The sequence below is a fragment of the Geobacter sp. DSM 9736 genome (assembly GCF_900187405.1).
Classification (GTDB): domain Bacteria; phylum Desulfobacterota; class Desulfuromonadia; order Geobacterales; family Geobacteraceae; genus DSM-9736.
Window position 1 is genome coordinate 1,810,481 of record NZ_LT896716.1, and the last position, 17,269, is coordinate 1,827,749.

At 58.9% G+C, this 17,269-nt stretch carries 16 protein-coding genes; 9 read left to right on the forward strand and 7 right to left on the reverse strand.

Translation table 11 applies throughout. The features are described 5' to 3' along the window. Positions 1-197: 197 nt before the first annotated feature. The 4 genes from CFB04_RS08190 (at position 198) to CFB04_RS08205 (ending at position 2,842) form a co-directional block, all read left to right on the forward strand. Complete coding sequence (locus CFB04_RS08190; protein WP_157698760.1) at positions 198-527, forward strand: hypothetical protein; 330 nt, start codon at positions 198-200, stop codon at positions 525-527. A 91-nt stretch (positions 528-618) separates the two neighbouring features. Continuing rightward, positions 619-1,005, forward strand: a complete 387-nt coding sequence (locus tag CFB04_RS08195; protein ID WP_088534822.1) for a hypothetical protein — start codon at positions 619-621, stop codon at positions 1,003-1,005. Further along, positions 1,006-2,169 (forward strand): ABC transporter permease, encoded by a 1,164-nt coding sequence (locus CFB04_RS08200; RefSeq protein ID WP_088534823.1) that lies wholly within the window; start codon positions 1,006-1,008, stop codon positions 2,167-2,169. It abuts the gene before it with no gap. Beyond that, positions 2,162-2,842, forward strand: a complete 681-nt coding sequence (locus tag CFB04_RS08205; RefSeq protein ID WP_088534824.1) for an ABC transporter ATP-binding protein — start codon at positions 2,162-2,164, stop codon at positions 2,840-2,842. Before CFB04_RS08200 ends, CFB04_RS08205 begins: the two co-directional genes overlap by 8 nt. Before the next feature lie 130 nt (positions 2,843-2,972). On the opposite strand, the gene CFB04_RS08210 is transcribed toward CFB04_RS08205, so the two are convergent. The 3 genes from CFB04_RS08210 to CFB04_RS08220 form a co-directional block, all read right to left on the reverse strand. Continuing rightward, positions 2,973-3,908, reverse strand: coding sequence for a pirin family protein (locus CFB04_RS08210; RefSeq protein WP_088534825.1), 936 nt, complete (start codon positions 3,906-3,908; stop codon positions 2,973-2,975). A 151-nt stretch (positions 3,909-4,059) separates the two neighbouring features. Next, complete coding sequence (locus CFB04_RS08215) at positions 4,060-6,732, reverse strand: ATP-binding protein (RefSeq protein ID WP_231934445.1); 2,673 nt, start codon at positions 6,730-6,732, stop codon at positions 4,060-4,062. A gap of 403 nt (positions 6,733-7,135) precedes the next feature. After that, positions 7,136-8,107, reverse strand: coding sequence for an ATP-dependent 6-phosphofructokinase (locus CFB04_RS08220; protein WP_088534826.1), 972 nt, complete (start codon positions 8,105-8,107; stop codon positions 7,136-7,138). Positions 8,108-8,300: 193 nt separating this feature from the next. Between CFB04_RS08220 and lon the strand changes: the two genes are divergently transcribed. The 3 genes from lon (at position 8,301) to CFB04_RS08235 (ending at position 12,184) form a co-directional block, all read left to right on the forward strand. Then, positions 8,301-10,703, forward strand: coding sequence for an endopeptidase La (gene lon, locus CFB04_RS08225; RefSeq protein WP_088534827.1), 2,403 nt, complete (start codon positions 8,301-8,303; stop codon positions 10,701-10,703). A gap of 729 nt (positions 10,704-11,432) precedes the next feature. Further along, the gene (locus CFB04_RS08230) at positions 11,433-11,648 is read left to right on the forward strand and encodes a GSU3473 family protein (RefSeq protein WP_088534828.1); all 216 of its coding nucleotides are present in this window, start codon (positions 11,433-11,435) and stop codon (positions 11,646-11,648) included. 122 nt (positions 11,649-11,770) lie between these two features. Further along, positions 11,771-12,184, forward strand: a complete 414-nt coding sequence (locus tag CFB04_RS08235; RefSeq protein WP_088534829.1) for a YidB family protein — start codon at positions 11,771-11,773, stop codon at positions 12,182-12,184. Here the strand turns inward: CFB04_RS08235 and CFB04_RS08240 are convergent. Then, positions 12,181-12,411, reverse strand: coding sequence for a DUF2917 domain-containing protein (locus CFB04_RS08240; protein ID WP_088534830.1), 231 nt, complete (start codon positions 12,409-12,411; stop codon positions 12,181-12,183). The two genes, CFB04_RS08235 and CFB04_RS08240, sit on opposite strands and share 4 nt — an antisense overlap. Before the next feature lie 153 nt (positions 12,412-12,564). Between CFB04_RS08240 and CFB04_RS08245 the strand changes: the two genes are divergently transcribed. Continuing rightward, positions 12,565-14,037, forward strand: coding sequence for a PLP-dependent aminotransferase family protein (locus CFB04_RS08245; RefSeq protein ID WP_231934447.1), 1,473 nt, complete (start codon positions 12,565-12,567; stop codon positions 14,035-14,037). A gap of 6 nt (positions 14,038-14,043) precedes the next feature. On the opposite strand, the gene CFB04_RS08250 is transcribed toward CFB04_RS08245, so the two are convergent. Further along, the gene (locus CFB04_RS08250) at positions 14,044-14,892 is read right to left on the reverse strand and encodes a L,D-transpeptidase (RefSeq protein ID WP_088534832.1); all 849 of its coding nucleotides are present in this window, start codon (positions 14,890-14,892) and stop codon (positions 14,044-14,046) included. 137 nt (positions 14,893-15,029) lie between these two features. On the opposite strand from CFB04_RS08250, the gene CFB04_RS08255 reads away from it, so the two are divergent. Further along, positions 15,030-15,530 (forward strand): DUF421 domain-containing protein, encoded by a 501-nt coding sequence (locus CFB04_RS08255; protein ID WP_088534833.1) that lies wholly within the window; start codon positions 15,030-15,032, stop codon positions 15,528-15,530. 26 nt (positions 15,531-15,556) lie between these two features. Here the strand turns inward: CFB04_RS08255 and CFB04_RS08260 are convergent, their stop codons facing one another. After that, on the reverse strand, positions 15,557-15,973 hold the full coding sequence (locus tag CFB04_RS08260) for a bacteriohemerythrin (RefSeq protein ID WP_088534834.1): 417 nt from the start codon (positions 15,971-15,973) through the stop codon (positions 15,557-15,559). A 137-nt stretch (positions 15,974-16,110) separates the two neighbouring features. Then, positions 16,111-16,773, reverse strand: coding sequence for an exopolysaccharide biosynthesis protein (locus CFB04_RS08265; protein ID WP_088534835.1), 663 nt, complete (start codon positions 16,771-16,773; stop codon positions 16,111-16,113). Positions 16,774-17,269 lie beyond the last annotated feature (496 nt).

Genomic DNA, 17,269 nt, shown 5'->3' on the forward strand with positions numbered 1-17,269 from the left:
CCCCGGCCCCGGGTCTTTCGACCGTATTGACGGAAACCGGGTCGGCCTTTTTGGATGGCCGCTGACTACTCCCCTTTACGTGTAGGAAATGTAATTTCTCCCCACGCCGATGTCAAGGCTTTTTTCTTTCCATGCCGTCATCGGCTCCGCACATTTTAATGTTGACACAAAACAACGATACCACCTAGAGTTGCACCGTGAAGGAAATTTCTCCCCGTATAGGCCCCATCATCATGCTGTTGGTGGCGATCCTGGCCCTGAGCGGCATTGCAGCCACTGCTGAAACACTGGCGGATGCAAACGACCGGATCGGATGCTGCGACACCGGCTCGGATAGCGATGAATCCGGCTCCCGGCCCTGCTCCCTCCCCGATTGTCCCTGCGCCTCCTGCCTCACCGTCGACCACGATCCGCCTCGAACCCTTAACGTCACCGCTTCGGCTGTGACCGCTTTCCATCCCCGGCAACAACTCTTTCCCCCGTCAGAGTTCATCTGCTCCATAGATCACCCACCAGAACAGGTATAGACAGCCATACGGCTCAAATGTGCAAGCGTTTCGGGGAGCCGTGCGCCTTCCCCGTCCGCCAATTTACATTATTAACCCAAGGAGCATTCAAATGAAAAAGGTCGTCATCATAGCAGCACTTGCCGTCGGCATCATCGCAGGACTCGTTTTCGTAAAAAGCGGCCCCAAGGCCCTCAACATCAACGAAGTCGGCGCCGACCCCGCCGCCTACACCGGAACCATCACGGTAACCGGAATCATGGGGGGGAGGTCCCAGCAGAACCCGGACATTATCGGGATAATGGATATAAAGGAGCTGCAGTGCAAGACCGCCAACTGCAACAAGGTGTTCCTCCCGGTCAAGTTCTCCGGAAAAGCTCCCGTCATCGGTGATGAAGTGCGGATTACCGGCAGCTTCGTGGATATGGGCCAGGGGCAGGGCTACCTCTTCATGGCCCAGAGCCTGAAGGTGGTGCGGCACCACAAGATCGGAGGGTAAATGACCCTCTCCAGACTTGTGGTAAGGAATATCACCCGACGCCGGGGAAGATTCGTCTTCACCCTTCTCGGCATAACCATCGGCATCGCCTCGTTCGTAACCTTTCTCTCCCTCGGAGGAAACCTGAAGCAGGAGATCCACCGGGAGACTGCCGCTCTCGGAGCAAACCTGCTCGTCATACCGAAGGGCTCGTGCGGGTTCGAGCAGCTTTCGATCCTCACGGGCGACCAGATGCCAACCAACATCACCTCCGAAGAGGTGGCCAGAATCAAGGCTGTACAGGGGATAACAGCTCTCCCTTTTCTGGCTGTGAAGACCGCCATAGCCAACAAGCCGGTGGCGGTGAACGGCATCGTTACGGGAGAAACCGCCAGCTTCAAAGGGTGGGAAATGGACCGGGGAAACTATTTCTCGACGCCGGACGATCCGGGCGCGGTGATCGGCGCCGCCGCTGCCGATCAGATGAAGCTGGCCCCCGGTTCCGTGGTGACGATACGCGGGCAGCGCCTTTCCGTGAAGGGAGTGCTCAAGGAAACCGGCGGCAAGGACGACTTCACCATCTTCCTATCGATGCCGGTGGCCCAGCGCCTCTTCAAGGCTGTGGACCGGGTCTCCTACGTCGCGGTGAAGGTTGACGACCTGGCGCTCACGGATGAGTACGCCGAGAAAATAAAGGAGGCGGTGGGTCTGGGAGTGGTCTCCGACAAGCAGATGCTCAAGTCGGTGCTCGGCATCGTAGGCTCAGTCAACATCACTCTGCAGATGATAGCGGCGGTTTCCGTACTGGCAGCGGCCTTCGGAATAGTCAACACCATGATGACCGCCACATACGAACGGAAGCGGGAGATCGGCGTCCTCCAGGCACTGGGGGCAAGACAGAGCACCATCTTCACGCTGTTCGTGCTGGAATCCGGGTTCTACGGGACCATCGGCGGCGCTGCGGGGGTGGTGGCCGGAACCCTTACGTCGGTACTGGCCTCCCCCTACATAAGCGAAAACGCCTTCACTGCGATGGTCAGGGGTTCAGGCAACAACAGCGCACTCGACCTGAAGGTCATCATCGGATCGATTCTATTCTCAGCGGCGGTAGCCGTCGTTGCAGGGCTCTACCCTGCATGGCGGGCGGCACGGCTTTCGCCGGTGGAGGCGATCAGCTATGAATGACGCAATTATCCGAACAGAAAATGTCTCCAAAACATATTCCTCCGGCGACGTCCTCACCTCCGCGTTGCGAGGCGTGACCCTCGAAATAGCAAAGGGCTCCTTCACCTGCATCGTCGGCCCTTCCGGCCATGGCAAGAGCACGCTCATGCACCTGATCGGGGGCCTCGACCGCCCCACCGAGGGCGCAGTATATCTGGACGGGGTCGAGATCAGCCGCCTCGACAACAGCTCCCTGGCAAGGCTCCGAGGGAAGAAGATCGGCTTCGTGTTCCAGTTCTTCAACCTGCTCCCGGGACTCACGGCAGCGGAGAATGTGGAGACAGCCATGATGCTGGCCGGCATACCTGAAAAGGAGCAGGCGGCCCGGGCGCTGGAGCTTCTTTCGATGGTGGGGCTCTCCGAAAAGGCGGGGGCGAGGCCGTCGCAACTTTCGGGCGGGCAGCAGCAGCGGGTCGCAATAGCCCGGGCGCTTGCCAATGACCCGGACATCCTGCTCATGGATGAACCCACCGGAAATCTGGACTCGGCGGCAGAAGCGGAAGTCATGGAGATCCTGCATGCACTTCACCAACGGGGAAAAACAATCGTCATCGTGACGCACAACAACGAGATCGCCGCCAATGCACAGAATGTGGTCCACGTAAAGGACGGACAACTTGCAATGGCGGCGTGAGCCCATGCGGGCCTGACGGCACGCGCAGACAGATCAAGGCAGGGAAGAAGGCGGCCTCTAACGAAGCCGCCTTCTTTTCGGATCAACTCCGGGATCTTCGAACCTGCTCTATTCGAGGAGACGGGGGGAGTTACCGGGTTCCCGATATTTCGACATTTTTCTGCTTGATGAAGGTCCCCTTGTCCAGCTCCTCGAAAGCGTTCTGCAGTTCTTCCTGCGTGTTCATAACGATGGGGCCGTACCAGGCCACCGGCTCTCCTATCGGTTTTCCGGATATGAGGAGGAACCGCACCGGAATCCCCCTCGTGCTGACGAAGACTTCATCCCCGTCACCGAACAGGACAAGGTCTTCGGTCGTGCAGACGCACTTCCTCCGCTCGAAGTCGAAGTAGTTCTTCCCTATCACCTCGTGACCGTAGGCGTTGCGGTCCGGATCGAAATACCCCTCCCCTTCGATCACATAGGCGAATGCGGTATAACCCCGGGTGACCGGATGCGTGAATGTACTCTCCGCCGGCACCGAGACGTCCAGGTACTGGGGATCGACGACGACGTCCGATACCGGCCCCCTCACTCCGTCCACCTCTCCGCAGATTATCCTGATCGCGGCACCCCCCTTCCCGGTGACCTCCGGTATCTCCGCCGCGCCGAACCCCTGGTAGCGTGGATTCATCATCTTGTGCGAGGCAGGGAGGTTCGCCCAGAGCTGAAAGCCGCCCATCACTCCATCCTGGTCCCCCCGCGGCATCTCCTGATGGATAATGCCGCTGCCGGTGGTCATCCACTGGATATCCCCCGGGCCGATCACCCCAGTATTTCCCATGCTGTCGCCATGCTCGACACGGCCGGCGACCATGTAAGTGATCGTCTCGATGCCGCGATGAGGGTGCCAGGGGAATCCCTTCAGGTAATGGGCCGGTGTATCGGACCGGAAATCGTCCAGCATGAGAAACGGATCGAACTCGGGTACCTGGTAGTAGCCGAATGCCCGCTTCAGATGGACCCCGGCTCCTTCGATTGTCGGCCTGCTTCTGGAGACTTTTCTGATTCTGCGCACGGAACTCATGGGCTTCCTCCCTCCTGATGCCGCACTTGCACGGCTTGTCCCTTGATTGTACCACCTCAACTCTGATGCGAAAGCGCGGGCATGCCCGGTTTAGATGAAGTGGAGCTGGTGCGGTAAAGCAGGAGAGGGGCTAAATAGAGTGTGAGTTGGATCAGGAAGAAGTTCCGGCCGTTAGGATTTCGGTAATCCTTTCCGCCATGACGCTGAGGGCGAAGGGTTTCTGGATAAAGTTGTATCCCTCCTGCAATTCCACGTGTTCGACGGCGAAGCTGTTGGTATAACCCGACATGAACAGCGCCTTTATGCCGGGATGCCGCTCCTGAAGAGCGCGGTACAGCTCGGGCCCGCTCATCCCGGGCATGACGACATCGGTGACCAGAAGCTCGGGGACCGGCCCCTCCGACACCAGCTCCAACGCACGCAGCGGATTCTCCGCAACGACGGCGTCATGTCCGAGGGCAATCAGGAGCTCGTGAACCATCTCCCTCACCATGTCGTTGTCCTCGACCAGCAGGATATTCTTCTTTCCCGCGGATGGGAGCGGAGAGGGCACGCCGGAAGATTCGTCCGTTATCACCTCCGCCTCGGCGACCCCTTCGAGAGCTGGAATGTACACTTTGAACATGGAGCCGTTCCCCGGTTCGGAATGAGCGACGACGTGCCCCGAATGCTGCTTCACCACTCCGTAAACGGTCGCCAGGCCGAGCCCCGTGCCTCCGGTGGCGGACCGGGTGGTGAAGAAGGGCTCGAAGATATGATCCAGCACATTCTGATCGATCCCTTTACCGTTGTCGCTCACGGAGAGCATGATGTACTCCCCCGGCGCCACATCGGCATACAGCGCCGCATACTCGTCATCCAGCCCTACCCGCCTCGTCTCGATCAATATCTCCCCCGTCACATCGATGGCGTCCTGCGCATTCACGACCAGGTTCATGATCACCATCTCGATCTGGGTCCTGTCGACCCTGATCCAGGCGGGCCTCTCCAGGAGTTCAAGGCGTATCTCGATGCTCTCCCTGACGGTCCTGCGCAGGATGCCGACGAAGGAAGAGACGACCGCATTCAGGTCGAGCACCTGCATGTTGAGGGGTTGCTTGCGGCTGAAACTCAGCAGTTGCCGTGTCAGGTCCCGCGCCTTCATGGCAGCGTTGATAATATGGCCGATCCGGTCCACCCGGCCTCCCAGGGATTCGAGCTCTCCCCGTACCAGGTCCGCATACCCGAGAATAGGGGTCATCAGGTTGTTGAAGTCATGGGCCACACCGCCGGCCAGCTTCCCCACCGCCTCCATCTTCCGGGCGTGAAGCAGCTGCTCCTCCATGATGCGCTGCTCGGTGACGTCGATTCCGATGCTGGCAGTTCCCACAACATTACCGTCGCTCCCCCGCAGCAGGGTGTTGTCCCATACAATCAAGCGTGATTCACCCCTGCGCGTCTTTATCGGGTTCTCGTGATGCGGCAGGAAAGCGGATTGCCTTACACCCTCATCGAACACAGACTGAACCGATTGCAGGTCATCCTCCGGAATGAAGAGATCGAACCAGTTTCTCCCCAGCACCTCTTCCCTTGTCCATCCGGTTACCTTGAGCAGGTAGTCGTTGCAGAACGTGATGTTTTTCTCCCCATCCAGGATCACCGCGACAAGGTGCACGTTTTCAAGAAGTTCACGCAGGCGCCGCTCCGACTCCTGCAGCTCCTGCTGCATCCGGCGTTGCTCCGCCTCCGCCAGCTCCCTCTCGCGCCGGCGCACCTCAAGTGCTTCCGACATGGAATCGATGGAATGCGCGAGCATTCCTATTTCATCCTCGCTATAGGAAAGATCGGTGCGGGATGAAAAGTCTCCTTTTTTTGCAGCCTGAGCGACATGAGTTATACGTTCCAGGGGTACGAAGAGGTAGCGGGCGGCAAGCCTGCGTGAGAGGAAGAGCGCAATCCCCCACGCCAGCAGGAAGAAACTCAGTGACAGGATTATGAAGTTGCGGGTAGCGCTGAAGGCTTCCTCCTCCGGTATGGAAACCCTCGCGTAAAGGTAAGGCGCCTCGTCCGAATGGAGGCGCAGCCTCTTGAAAGCCAGCAGCCGCTTTACGTTGTCCCTGCCGAAGTCGTTGAACGCACCCTCGTCATGGGCACCAGTCATGTGCGCCTGAAGATCCGGCCTGTCGACTGTGCCTGGCCTGACTACGGGATGGGGAGGATACCTGTGAATCAGTACGCCGCGGTGGTCGGTGATATTCAGGGCCGAATTCGGCGGGAGTTTCTGCGAGGCGAAGATGGAGTTGAAGGAGTTCAGGTCGTAGGCGGCGTAGATAACCACGCTCACCTCCCCCCGCTCGTCCAGCACCGGCTGTGCGAAGTGCAGCGCCGGCTTCCCGACGGCGCGGCTCACGGTATACTCCCCGACGCTGAATCGCTTGGTGCGAACTGCATCCCTGAAGTACTTGCGATCCCCTATGCTGAATTTGCCGCTCACTGCCGAAGCGATAATACTACCCTGAACATCCGCGATGCCTATGTTGTAGCTGGTGGGAAGTTGGCGAAGGACCTTCTTGAGGAGGCCGCTGCACGCTGCGGGGTCTTTCTGCTTCACCTCGGGGAATTGCGCGAGCGTGCCCAGGAGGTTCTGGATACCCTCCACATTTGCCTGGTGCTGATAGGCAATGGCCGCCGCAGTCACTTTGATGGCGTGCTCGGCTTCGTAGTAGTCGGAACGATAACTGGCATAGAGCTGAAAAACCGCCACCAGCATGACGGGCAGGCCGCCTACCAGCGTGATCGTCAGAATCTTGCTGCGGATGCTGCTGTGCTCGATGAACTTCAACAAGATACCCCGGCCGTGAAAGTGTGGGCGCACGCTGCCGCGTCTTTGCCCCTTCTCTCATATCGACAGCGGGTATGGAGCCCTTTACCTCTTTCGACCACAGAAGACGGAGCAACGCCGCCGAGCCGAATGTGGCGCTGCACCCACGATGTGCAGCGTCAGATTCGAGATGATGGCCAGGCAGCGACTGAAGGGGCTCCGCAGGCGTACCCTGCGGTACGTCGAGGAAGCCCCTGACGGAGCAACGCCGCCAGCGCTCGAATGTGGCGCTGCACCCACAATGTGCAGCGTCAGATTCGAGATGATGGCCAGGCAGCGACGGATGGGGCTCCGCAGGCGTACCCGCGGTACGTCGAGGAAGCCCCTGACGGAGCAACGCCGCCAGGGCTCGAATGTGGCGCTGCACCTACTTGGCAAGGACTTGTGCGAGTTCCAGCATTCTCAGATCCACCGGCTTCTTCTTCCCCGCCACTTCCTCCAGCGGCGTCGTTGCGATCTCCCCCTTGATGAGGCCTACCAGCACGCCATGCTCCCCCCCTTTGAGATGATATGCCGCCGCCGCGCCGAGCCTGGTGCCGAGAAGCCGGTCGAAGGCGGTGGGATTGCCTCCCCGCTGGGTATGGCCGAGCTTGGTCGCCCGCACCTCGAACCCGAGCCGTGCCCGGTTCGCCCGGAAGTGCTCCGATATCTTCTCCGCATCGTAATTCGCTCCCTCGGCGACCACCACGATGGCGTGCTTCTTTCCCTTATCGTATGCGGCGCGCAGTTCCGCGGCCACCGCCTCCGGGTCCATTTCCTTTTCCGGAAGGACGATGACCTCCGCACCTCCGGCAATCCCGGCCGTAAGAGCCAGATAACCGCATTTCCGCCCCATCACCTCCACGAGGAATGCCCGGTGGTGGGAGGATGCCGTGACCTTGAGCCGGTCTATGGCCTCCAGCGCCACATCGAGAGCGGTGTTGACACCTATGGTGATATCCGACCCATAGAGGTCGTTATCGATGGTGGAAGCGACACCCACAACAGGAAAACCCCTGCGCGAGAGGGCGCAGGCGCCGGTCTGGGAGCCGTTACCGCCGATCACCACGAGCCCTTCGATACCCTTTTGCCGCAACTGTTCCAGCCCCTTCAGCTGCCCTTCCTCCGTTTCGAATTCCCTGCACCTGGCACTGCCGAGAATCGTCCCTGCCATCTGGATTATTCCACCGACATCCCGGGCGCCCATGCTGTAACAGTCACCCTCCAGAAGCCCCTTGTAGCCGTTGCGGATGCCCATCACCTCCATCCCCCTGTCCAGTCCCACCCTCACAACCGCGCGTATCGCCGCGTTCATACCCGGAGCGTCGCCGCCGCTTGTCAACACAGCTATTCTTTTCATGTTTCTCCTCGTGCTCGTCGGGATAGTCATGCTATATGCCCTAATAGTATAGCAGCCGGATTTTGCGGCGACAGGGACAGGAAGAGTATTGTCAAAAGAGTAACCGCGGCACCTCCATCAATCATGATGGTCCTTTCGGGTTGACATGGGCCCTGGGGATGCTTAGCTTCTCCTGAAAGACAAAGGAGCCAACATGAACGAACAGCATGATGACATAGTTGATGACGACATGAACGGCAAGCAGAAGGAGGACTCCGGGCTGGTTCTCGCCAGTGAGGTCCTTCCGGCAGGTCTGCCGATACTACCTTTGCGGCCCCGGCCTGCCTTCCCCAGCGTGATCGTTCCGATGGCCGTAGCCGACCGGCACCAGGTCGAACTGGTCAAGCGTGCCATGGAGAGCCCCTCCCGCGCCATCGGGCTGGTCCTGGTAAAGGACCCCGAGGAGACGGACCGGCCGGACAACCTTCATTCGGTGGGGGTGGTAGGGAAGATAGTGAAACTGATCCACTCCGACGATGAGAATGCCCATTTCCTCATCAACGCCCTTGAACGATTCAGCATCGAAGAACTGACCGAGACCGGGGAGGGCTTTTTCGCCCGGGTGCGTTACCACTACGGGACCGAACTTTCGGTTAACCCCGAGTTGAAGGGTTACTCGATGGCGGTCCTGGCGACCCTCAAGGAGCTGATCCAGATCCATCCCCTGTATTCCGAGGAGCTGAAGCTCTTTCTCACCCGTTCGAGCCTCGATGATCCGGGAAAACTCGCCGATTTCGCGGCCAACCTCACCTCCGCCGTAGGACAGGAACTGCAACAGGTGCTGGAAGCCTTCGATGTGCGGAAGCGCATAGACATGGTCCTCGTCCTCCTCAAGAAGGAGCTGGAAGTATCCCGTCTTCAGTCCAAGATCACCAAGCAGATTGAGGAGAAGATAAGCCAGCAGCAGCGGGAGTTCTTTCTGCGGGAGCAGCTCAAGGCTATAAAGAAGGAACTTGGGCTGGAAAAGGAAGGCAAGACGGCGGAGATAGAGAAGTTCGAGGAGCGCCTCAAGGGGCTGAAACTGAATCCCGAAGCGCAGCGGGCGGTGAATGACGAGATCGAGAAGTTCAAGCTCCTGGAGCCCTCCTCTCCGGAGTACCACGTGACCCGCAGTTACCTGGACTGGCTCACCATCCTCCCCTGGGGGAAGCACAGCAGGGACTCGTACAATCTGGAGAAGGCACGGCGCGTTCTCGACCGGGACCATCACGGGCTCAAGGACGTAAAGGAGCGAATCCTTGAATTCATCGCGGTAGGGAAGATGAAAGGGGATATTTCCGGCTCGATCCTCTGCCTGGTGGGGCCTCCCGGAGTAGGGAAGACCTCGGTGGGGAAAAGCATAGCCGACGCCCTCGGACGCAGCTTCTACCGGTTTTCGCTGGGCGGGATGCGGGATGAGGCCGAAATAAAGGGGCACCGCCGAACCTACATCGGCGCCATGCCCGGGAAGTTCATCCAGGCGATGAAGAGCGCCGGCACGGCGAACCCGGTGCTTATGCTCGACGAGATCGACAAGGTGGGGGCATCCTTCCAGGGGGACCCTGCCTCGGCGCTGCTGGAGGTGCTCGACCCGGAGCAGAACGGGACATTCCGCGATCACTACCTGGACGTCCCCTTCGACCTCTCCAACGTGCTCTTCGTCGCCACGGCGAACCAGCTCGACACCATTCCGGCGCCGCTCCTCGACCGGATGGAGGTGATCCGCCTCTCGGGGTACATCCTGGAGGAGAAGCTGGAGATCGCCCGGAAATACCTCATACCGAAGGCGCTCAAGAACCACGGCCTTCAGCCGGGGCAGGTGACCATCCGCAAGGAGGCTCTCGCCGCGCTCATCGACGGATGGGCCAGGGAGGCAGGAGTGCGGAACCTGGAGAACCGCATCAAGAAGCTCATGCGGAAGGCTGCCCGGGATTTCGCCTCGGGCCGCACTGACCCGATGGTTATCGGCCGGAAGGAGCTCACCGGCCTCCTGGGCCAGCCGGTATTCACCACCGAGGAGATCTTCGAGAACGTCCCCGGCGTCGTAACCGGGCTCGCCTGGACGAGCCTCGGCGGCGCCACGCTCCCCATCGAAGCCACGGCCATGGCGAGCAAAAGCAAAGGGTTCCGGCAGACGGGCCAGCTCGGCAACGTAATGATCGAGAGCTCGGAGATAGCCTATTCCTTCGTGATGGCCCACCTGAAGGAGTACGGCGCACCGGAGGATTTCTTCGACACCAGGTTCGTCCATCTCCACGTCCCCGCCGGCGCCACCCCCAAGGACGGTCCATCGGCGGGAGTTACGATGGCGACAGCGCTCATATCGATGATGACGGGAAAACCGGTCAGGGCGAAGCTCGGCATGACGGGCGAACTTACCCTCACCGGCCGGGTCCTCCCCATCGGCGGCGTCAAGGAGAAGACGATAGCCGCGCGCCGCGCCGGGCTGAAGGTGCTCGTTTTTCCGGAAGCAAACCAGAAGGATTTTGGTGAGCTCCCCGACTACCTCAAAGAGGGGCTGGAGGTGCACTTCGCGAAGGAGTATCGGGATGTGTACAGGGTGGCTTTTTCGAAGTGAGTACAAGAGGACGTGAGGCCGAGTCCCCGCTGAAGACAGACTTTTCATCCTTCGGGGCGTTGCCCCGTACCCCACGTACTTTCTTTGGCTTGGCTCCAAAGAAAGTACGCAAAGAAAGATCCGCCCCGGAACATTCCGTCCCTTCGGGATTCCCTCCCTCGTCAGCCGGGCGGGGAATTCTGCAAAGTCGCTCTGCTCCTGGGCAGCCTCCCCCTTCCCGCCCGGCTTCCTCACTCGGCGGAATGTAATGGGGAGGCCGCGGCAGGCGGCCTAAAGGCTTTAAGGCTAATAGATCTTCGAAACTTTCCCCCTTCGGCATGGCCGAGTGAGAACACCGGCGGCGGGTTTTCGACGATCTCCTGAGCGAAGCGAATCTGATCGTCGCGCCGTCGGTGCTCGCAGCGAGGGAACCGCGTAAGCGGCCAGGTCGCAGGGGTGCCCTTTTCTTTGCTTCATTTCTTTTGGGCAAGCAAAAGAAATGAAGTGGGGGTGAGGGGGCGAGGCCCCCTCTTCACATGATCCCGAACAGTGAATAATCTTTCCTCCGAATGCCTTGCCGGAGCCCCACATTAATTACACCCCTTTCATTACTAACCCCGCAGCATCAATGAATTTTACTGAATTTGATTTTCGTTCCAGGAGGTCTGCCATGTGTGCTAACGTGATCTCAGATAGATTGATATGCGCTTTGATCAACAACAGGAGGAGAACAATCATGAGAGAGTGACCATGACTATCAAAGTACTTTATCCGAATGGTGTGGGTTACGTCGAGCCCGCCGAACTTGACGAGCTGATCGAAAAAAACGGAATCCTCGGTTTTTTCCGTTCAAATAAACTCGTGGTAGTAGGCATCCACAAGACGCGTACCCGGAAGACCGAATGGCACGAACCGGAAAGGCGGGGGTGGCATGAACCTGAAAAACGTTCGGGAACCAACGGGTGACGGCAGTAACGACACGTTAGCCGTCACGACGGATATACCTGCCTTCCCCAGGCAGACTTGACATATCTCCCCCCGCTGTTTGAATAGACAGACAGGCAGCGCCAAACAGACAGGAGGTTGTCATGGGAATAGTCGACGACATCACCGGCAAACTAGGCATGGGTAAACAGGGGTCGGAGTCGAAGGAAGGCTCGCTCCTTAGCGGCGTGATGGAAATGTTTTCCGGCAGGGAGTCGGGAGGGCTGCAGGGGCTAATAAGCTCGTTCCAGCAGAGGGGGCTGGGAGACATCGTTTCATCGTGGGTGAGTCGTGGCGAAAACAGGCCCATCTCCCCCGATCAGGTGAAGGAAGGAATGGGCAGAGATCGCGTCCAGCAACTGGCAGCCAGAGCGGGAGTTTCGGAAGACGAAGCCGCCGGCGATCTATCCCGTCACCTGCCAGACTTCGTTGACAGAATGACACCCGACGGAAATGTGCCCCAGAGCGGCTGGATGGAAAAAGGGATGGAGTTCCTCAAAGGGAGATTCTCTCGCTAAAGTGCATTCTGCGGTGGAGGATTCCCCCTCAGCACCTCCACCGCCGAATCCCGCAGGGCTTCCACCACTACCAGCCCTCTCCCCGTCACCAACAGCGTTTCCGGCGCCTTCAGGAAGAAGTCCCGGGGGTCCCCCGTTTGTGTCACCCAAACAATGCCCCTCCGACAGCTGATAATGCATCCACCCGCATCCCGCAATGTTAAATAGCGGCTCTTTGCAAGCTCCATCCGCCACCCCCCTTCCGATGTGTTTCATCTTATCCACCCGAAAGGAAACGTACAGACGCAGAAAAAACCTTCTGTACACGTAACAGTTTGTTATATTGCTAAACTGTACTGGCCGGGAATCGTCGAAGCTGTCACTGTCGGGAGGGTCGGGAAATGGATAGGATTGCGCCCATGGATGTATGGGGAGGGAATGAAAATGGCCGGAAGCGTCCGCTCTATGAGCAGGTCGCCGCACGGGTGGCATCGATGGTGGCTCAGGGAACCTTCCGTCCAGGGGATAAAATTCCTTCCGTCCGGGCGCTTTCACGCCAGTTCAGGGTCAGCATCAGCACGGTCACCGAGGCTTACGGACTGCTGGAGGACAGGGGTCTCATCTCCCCACGGCCCCAGTCTGGCTACTACGTTCGCCCCCGACTCTCCTCTCCCCCCCGCACACCGGAGATATCTCCGTCCCAGCTGAACCCCACCCCCGTCACCCTGAGCGACGTAGCCTTCGCCGTGATGCAGGACGTAATGAACCCCGACTTTCTCCCGCTGGGGGCGGCGATCCCGAACCCCGAGTTTCTGCCGGTGGACACTCTGGCCCGAATGATGGCGATGGAATGCCGACGTCATCCGAAACAGAGCATAGCCTACCACATGCCGCCGGGGTACGAGCGGCTGCGCAAGCAGATCGCACGCCGGATGATGGCTGCCGGATGCAGCCTCAAACCGGACGGGATCATCGTTACCGATGGCTGCACCGAGGCCGTCCACCTTGCGCTTCGGGCAGTCTGCCGTCCCGGCGACACCGTAGCCGTCGACTCACCAACTTTTTTCAATACGCTTCAGGCCATGGAAAACCTCGGCCTGCGGGTGCTGGAAATCCCTTCAGATCCCGAAACGGGCATGAGCCTTGAAGCGCTTCGCTACGCCGCTGACAACAACACGATCCGCGCCTGCATGATCGTCGGCAACTTCAACAACCCGCTGGGGAGCCTGATGCCCGAGTCACGCAAGCGGGAGCTGGCAGGCTTCCTGGCAAGACGTGATATACCCCTCATCGAGGACGACATATACGGAGACCTCTCCCACGACGACCAGCGCCCCACGGTCGTTAAGGCCTACGACGAGAAAGGGCTCGTGCTCCTCTGCTCCTCCTTCTCCAAATCGCTTGCTCCCGGATACCGGATAGGCTGGATCGCCCCCGGAAGGTTTTACCGCGAAATTGCAAGGCTCAAGTCGGTAACTACTCTCGCGGGGGCTGCGCCGACGCAGATGGCGGTGGCGGAGTTCCTTGCCAACGGCGGCTACGACAGACACCTGCGCAGGCTGCGCCGCATTTACGCCCGGCAGGTGCTTCTGATGGGTGAAGCGGTGGCACGAAGCTTCCCTGAAGGTACAAGGGTTACGAGACCCGCAGGGAGCTTCAAGCTGTGGGTGGAGATGCCGGAAGGTTTCGACTCCCTAAAGCTGCATGAAATGGCCCGGGCAGACCGGATCAGCATCGCTCCTGGACCTCTGTTTTCGGCACGGGACCGGTTCCGCAACTGCCTGAGGCTCAATGCCGCCTTCTGGTCCGATGCGGTAGAGCAGGGAATCGACTACCTGGGGAAGCTTGCGAAGGTCTGCCGTGAAGAACGATAGGGCAGCCTACCGGGGCGACACTACCGGCGCCGAACCGGTAATGAGCACCTTCGGCCCGTAGCTGATGGTGTGGAACGTGCCGGGATCGCGCCGGTTGCCGACTACCCATTCGTAGAGGTCCCTCGCCCCTTTGAGAAAGGGCTCCTTCAGTTCCCGATAATATTTGCGGTGAGCTTTCCTGTCATGCTCGCTGTAATACTCGCGCTGCATCTCCTCGTCGTAGAGGCCCACACAGCCGTGGGAGGCGGGGAAACCTGGGAGGTCCCGGCCGTGTATCCAGTACGAAAGCCACCCTTCCCTCTTCTTGTCCACGAAGAACCTCAGCCCGTAATGCATCGGATACGCTCGCTCCAGCTCCTCAAGATCGTAGAGATTGGATTCATGCCGGCGGTCTACCGCATCGATCCGGAATTCCCCCGTCGGCACCGGATGTCCGTCGATCCCCGCCGCCACCGGGTATGAGTCCACCAGCTCGCCATACTGGTAGGCCCCCAGGAACATCTCCGAAAGGTCGACGAGAATGAACTTCTCCTCCTTGGCGGCCTCCGGCAACGTCTCCGGGAGCGGCGAGAAGCCGTCCACATCCTCCAGCCTTTTCGGGACCTTTATCGAAAGCCCTCCCACGAAGTGCCTCCGGTCCAGGCGGTTGAACCGGAGCACGTCCTCCCAGTAATCTCCGAACAGTTTGTTCGGGTCGTCCTTCGGTTCAAGCTCGACACATTCCCACTCGATCCGATCATCACTGGGATAATGGATGTCGCACAGGGAAGAGATGGGGGTCTCGTCGTCATTGCCCCAGGAGGTACCCAGGCAGGGCGCGAGAAGAAAAAACCAGGCGAGGATGAAGATTTTCATGGTTCTCCCTGCGGAAGTGACGATCTGGGGCCGAACCAATTATACCACCGGGACAGGCACCAAAAATAAATCTTGATGTACAAGGGACCTGTCAGCCTGCAGCGGATAGTATGAAATATGCCTGATACAATGAAAGCATGAACCTGTTTCCTGAAAATTGGTCCCAGGTATTCGCGCTCCAGACTCCGCTTCTCGAACTTATCGCGCGGGGCGCTGCCATGTATTTCGGCATCATCGTCCTCATGCGCCTCATGCCCCGTCGCAGCGGTGGGGAGCTGGCCATGATGGACCTGATATTCGCGCTCCTCATCGCAGATGCAGCCGCCCACGCGCTGGGCAGCTACACCTCCGTTACCGACGGCATCATACTGGTCATCACTATCATGGCATGTAACTACCTGATCAACACCCTGAGCTATCGGGTTCGGTTCATTGAGCGCCTGGTTTCTGCGCCCCCTTTGCAGATCATCCGGGACGGGCAGCTTCTGCGGCGCAACATGCGCCGGGAGCTTCTCACCGAAGAGGAACTTATGAGTTATCTGCGACAGCAGGGCTTTGATAGAGTCGAAGAGGTAAAAGCCGCTTATGTTGAGGGAGAAGGAAAGATCACTGTTATCAGCCGCAAGAGCGGCAAATAGAGATAGATCGCGGGCGCTGCACCGCCTCAACCTGCAGCCTCGGTCTTCATCTTGCTGAACATCATATCCTTCTCCAGGATGTGGTTCAGCAGCCACCCCACCACGAAGTCCCTGATATCTACAGCGAGGCCGGCATCTGATCCCTGCAGCAGGAACCGTTTCTTGAGCATTGTGAAGTCGCGGATGAATTCCTCGTGGTGTTTGCGGTGACTTGCCCGGAATGCGAAATTCATCTTCTCCTGCAGCTCTTCTTCGGCCTCGAAGTGCGCGTGAATGTAATCGTCGAGAAACTGGAGGATCGTCACCAGTTCCTCCTTTCCCTTGCCGGCGTCGCAGGCTTCGATGAACATGTCGAGCCTTCGGATTAGCTCCTTGTGCTGGCCGTCCACCACATCGTTTCCCGTCGCCAGATTATCGTTCCATGTGATTCCCACGACAGTCATCTCCCCTCTTCATGCGCGACCGCTCGAACATACCTAATTCTACCCGCAGCACGACAGGTTTGAAAGACCTGCTTGCCCGAACGTTCCCGGGACGGGCACTTCCGCCTGAAGTCGTGACTGCGGAAAAGAGTCAGGTATCAGATCAACTGGTATATCAGCGATCCGCAGGCCGTCGCGGTAACTGCCATGGCGACGAGGGCCATCAACCCGTCACGCGCTATGAGCGAAAGTCCGAAGGCTGTTACGGCAACCCCGGCGACATGTGCCGACAGGGGGACGAGCTCCATGAAGGGGAGGACAGAGGCAATGAGAATACAGAGCAGAGCGATGACTGCGAGACCTGCACTCTGAATCAGTCCCGGAAGACGCGGCCGGACCCGGCGGTCCACGGCACGTGCAGGTTTTCGGAGCCAGGCGATGGATTTGACCAGCCTCTCCCGGCCGATCGAACGCCTCAACAGCCAGCGCGGCAGCCACAAATGCCGCCTCCGCAACAGCAGCTGTCCCGCCGTCAGCAGCAGTAGGCTTCCCACCGTCGTAGGCATCCCCGGAATGGCGCTCAGAGGCGAAGCCAGAATAATGCCGGCCACCAGCAGCAGCGGCCCGAAAGACCTACCCCCGACCGCCTCCAGGATCATCCCCAGCGACACACGATCCTGATCGGCCGCCGATTGGTCGATCAGATCGAGCACCTGCTCGAAGGTTGAGATCCTCCCTGCGTTCACCGAGGGGCCCCCGGAGCTTCCGGCGCCCGATGAGGCATTTCCTCTGCGTTTATCCCGGTCGGTAAAGATGCTCATGATCCCTTTATTCTACCACGTGGGGAGGAAGGCAAATGGGAGGTACCTGAGGCGGGGAGAGTGAGTTACTAATCATTAAATAAAGCCTGACCGGAAACGACTGCAAGTGCTAAGTAGAATCTTTTGACGCCACACTTGAAAGGCTAATTATACAAAGTAAAATCGTAGCAATATATTTTAATAATAAACTAATTATTATTTGCCTTTCCGGCCGTTGTTCAGGATTCTGAGAATGTGGTAAAGCATCAACGTTTCAGCCACATGTATATGCAAGGAGGTCAATTATAGAAAAATTACGATGACGACGATGATTGAAGGCAGAACAGCAGTCATGAGGTCTCCCAGGCACCTGTTTTTCCGGCGCCACCGACCGCAGCTCCTCCACGCCAGAAGGCCATCCGGTAATTTCCCGGGTGGCCTTTTTCTTCCAATTTGGAGCTGATGGTCTTAACACATATTCGGCGTCTGGAAGCATTGGACTGCCGTCTGCACTTCG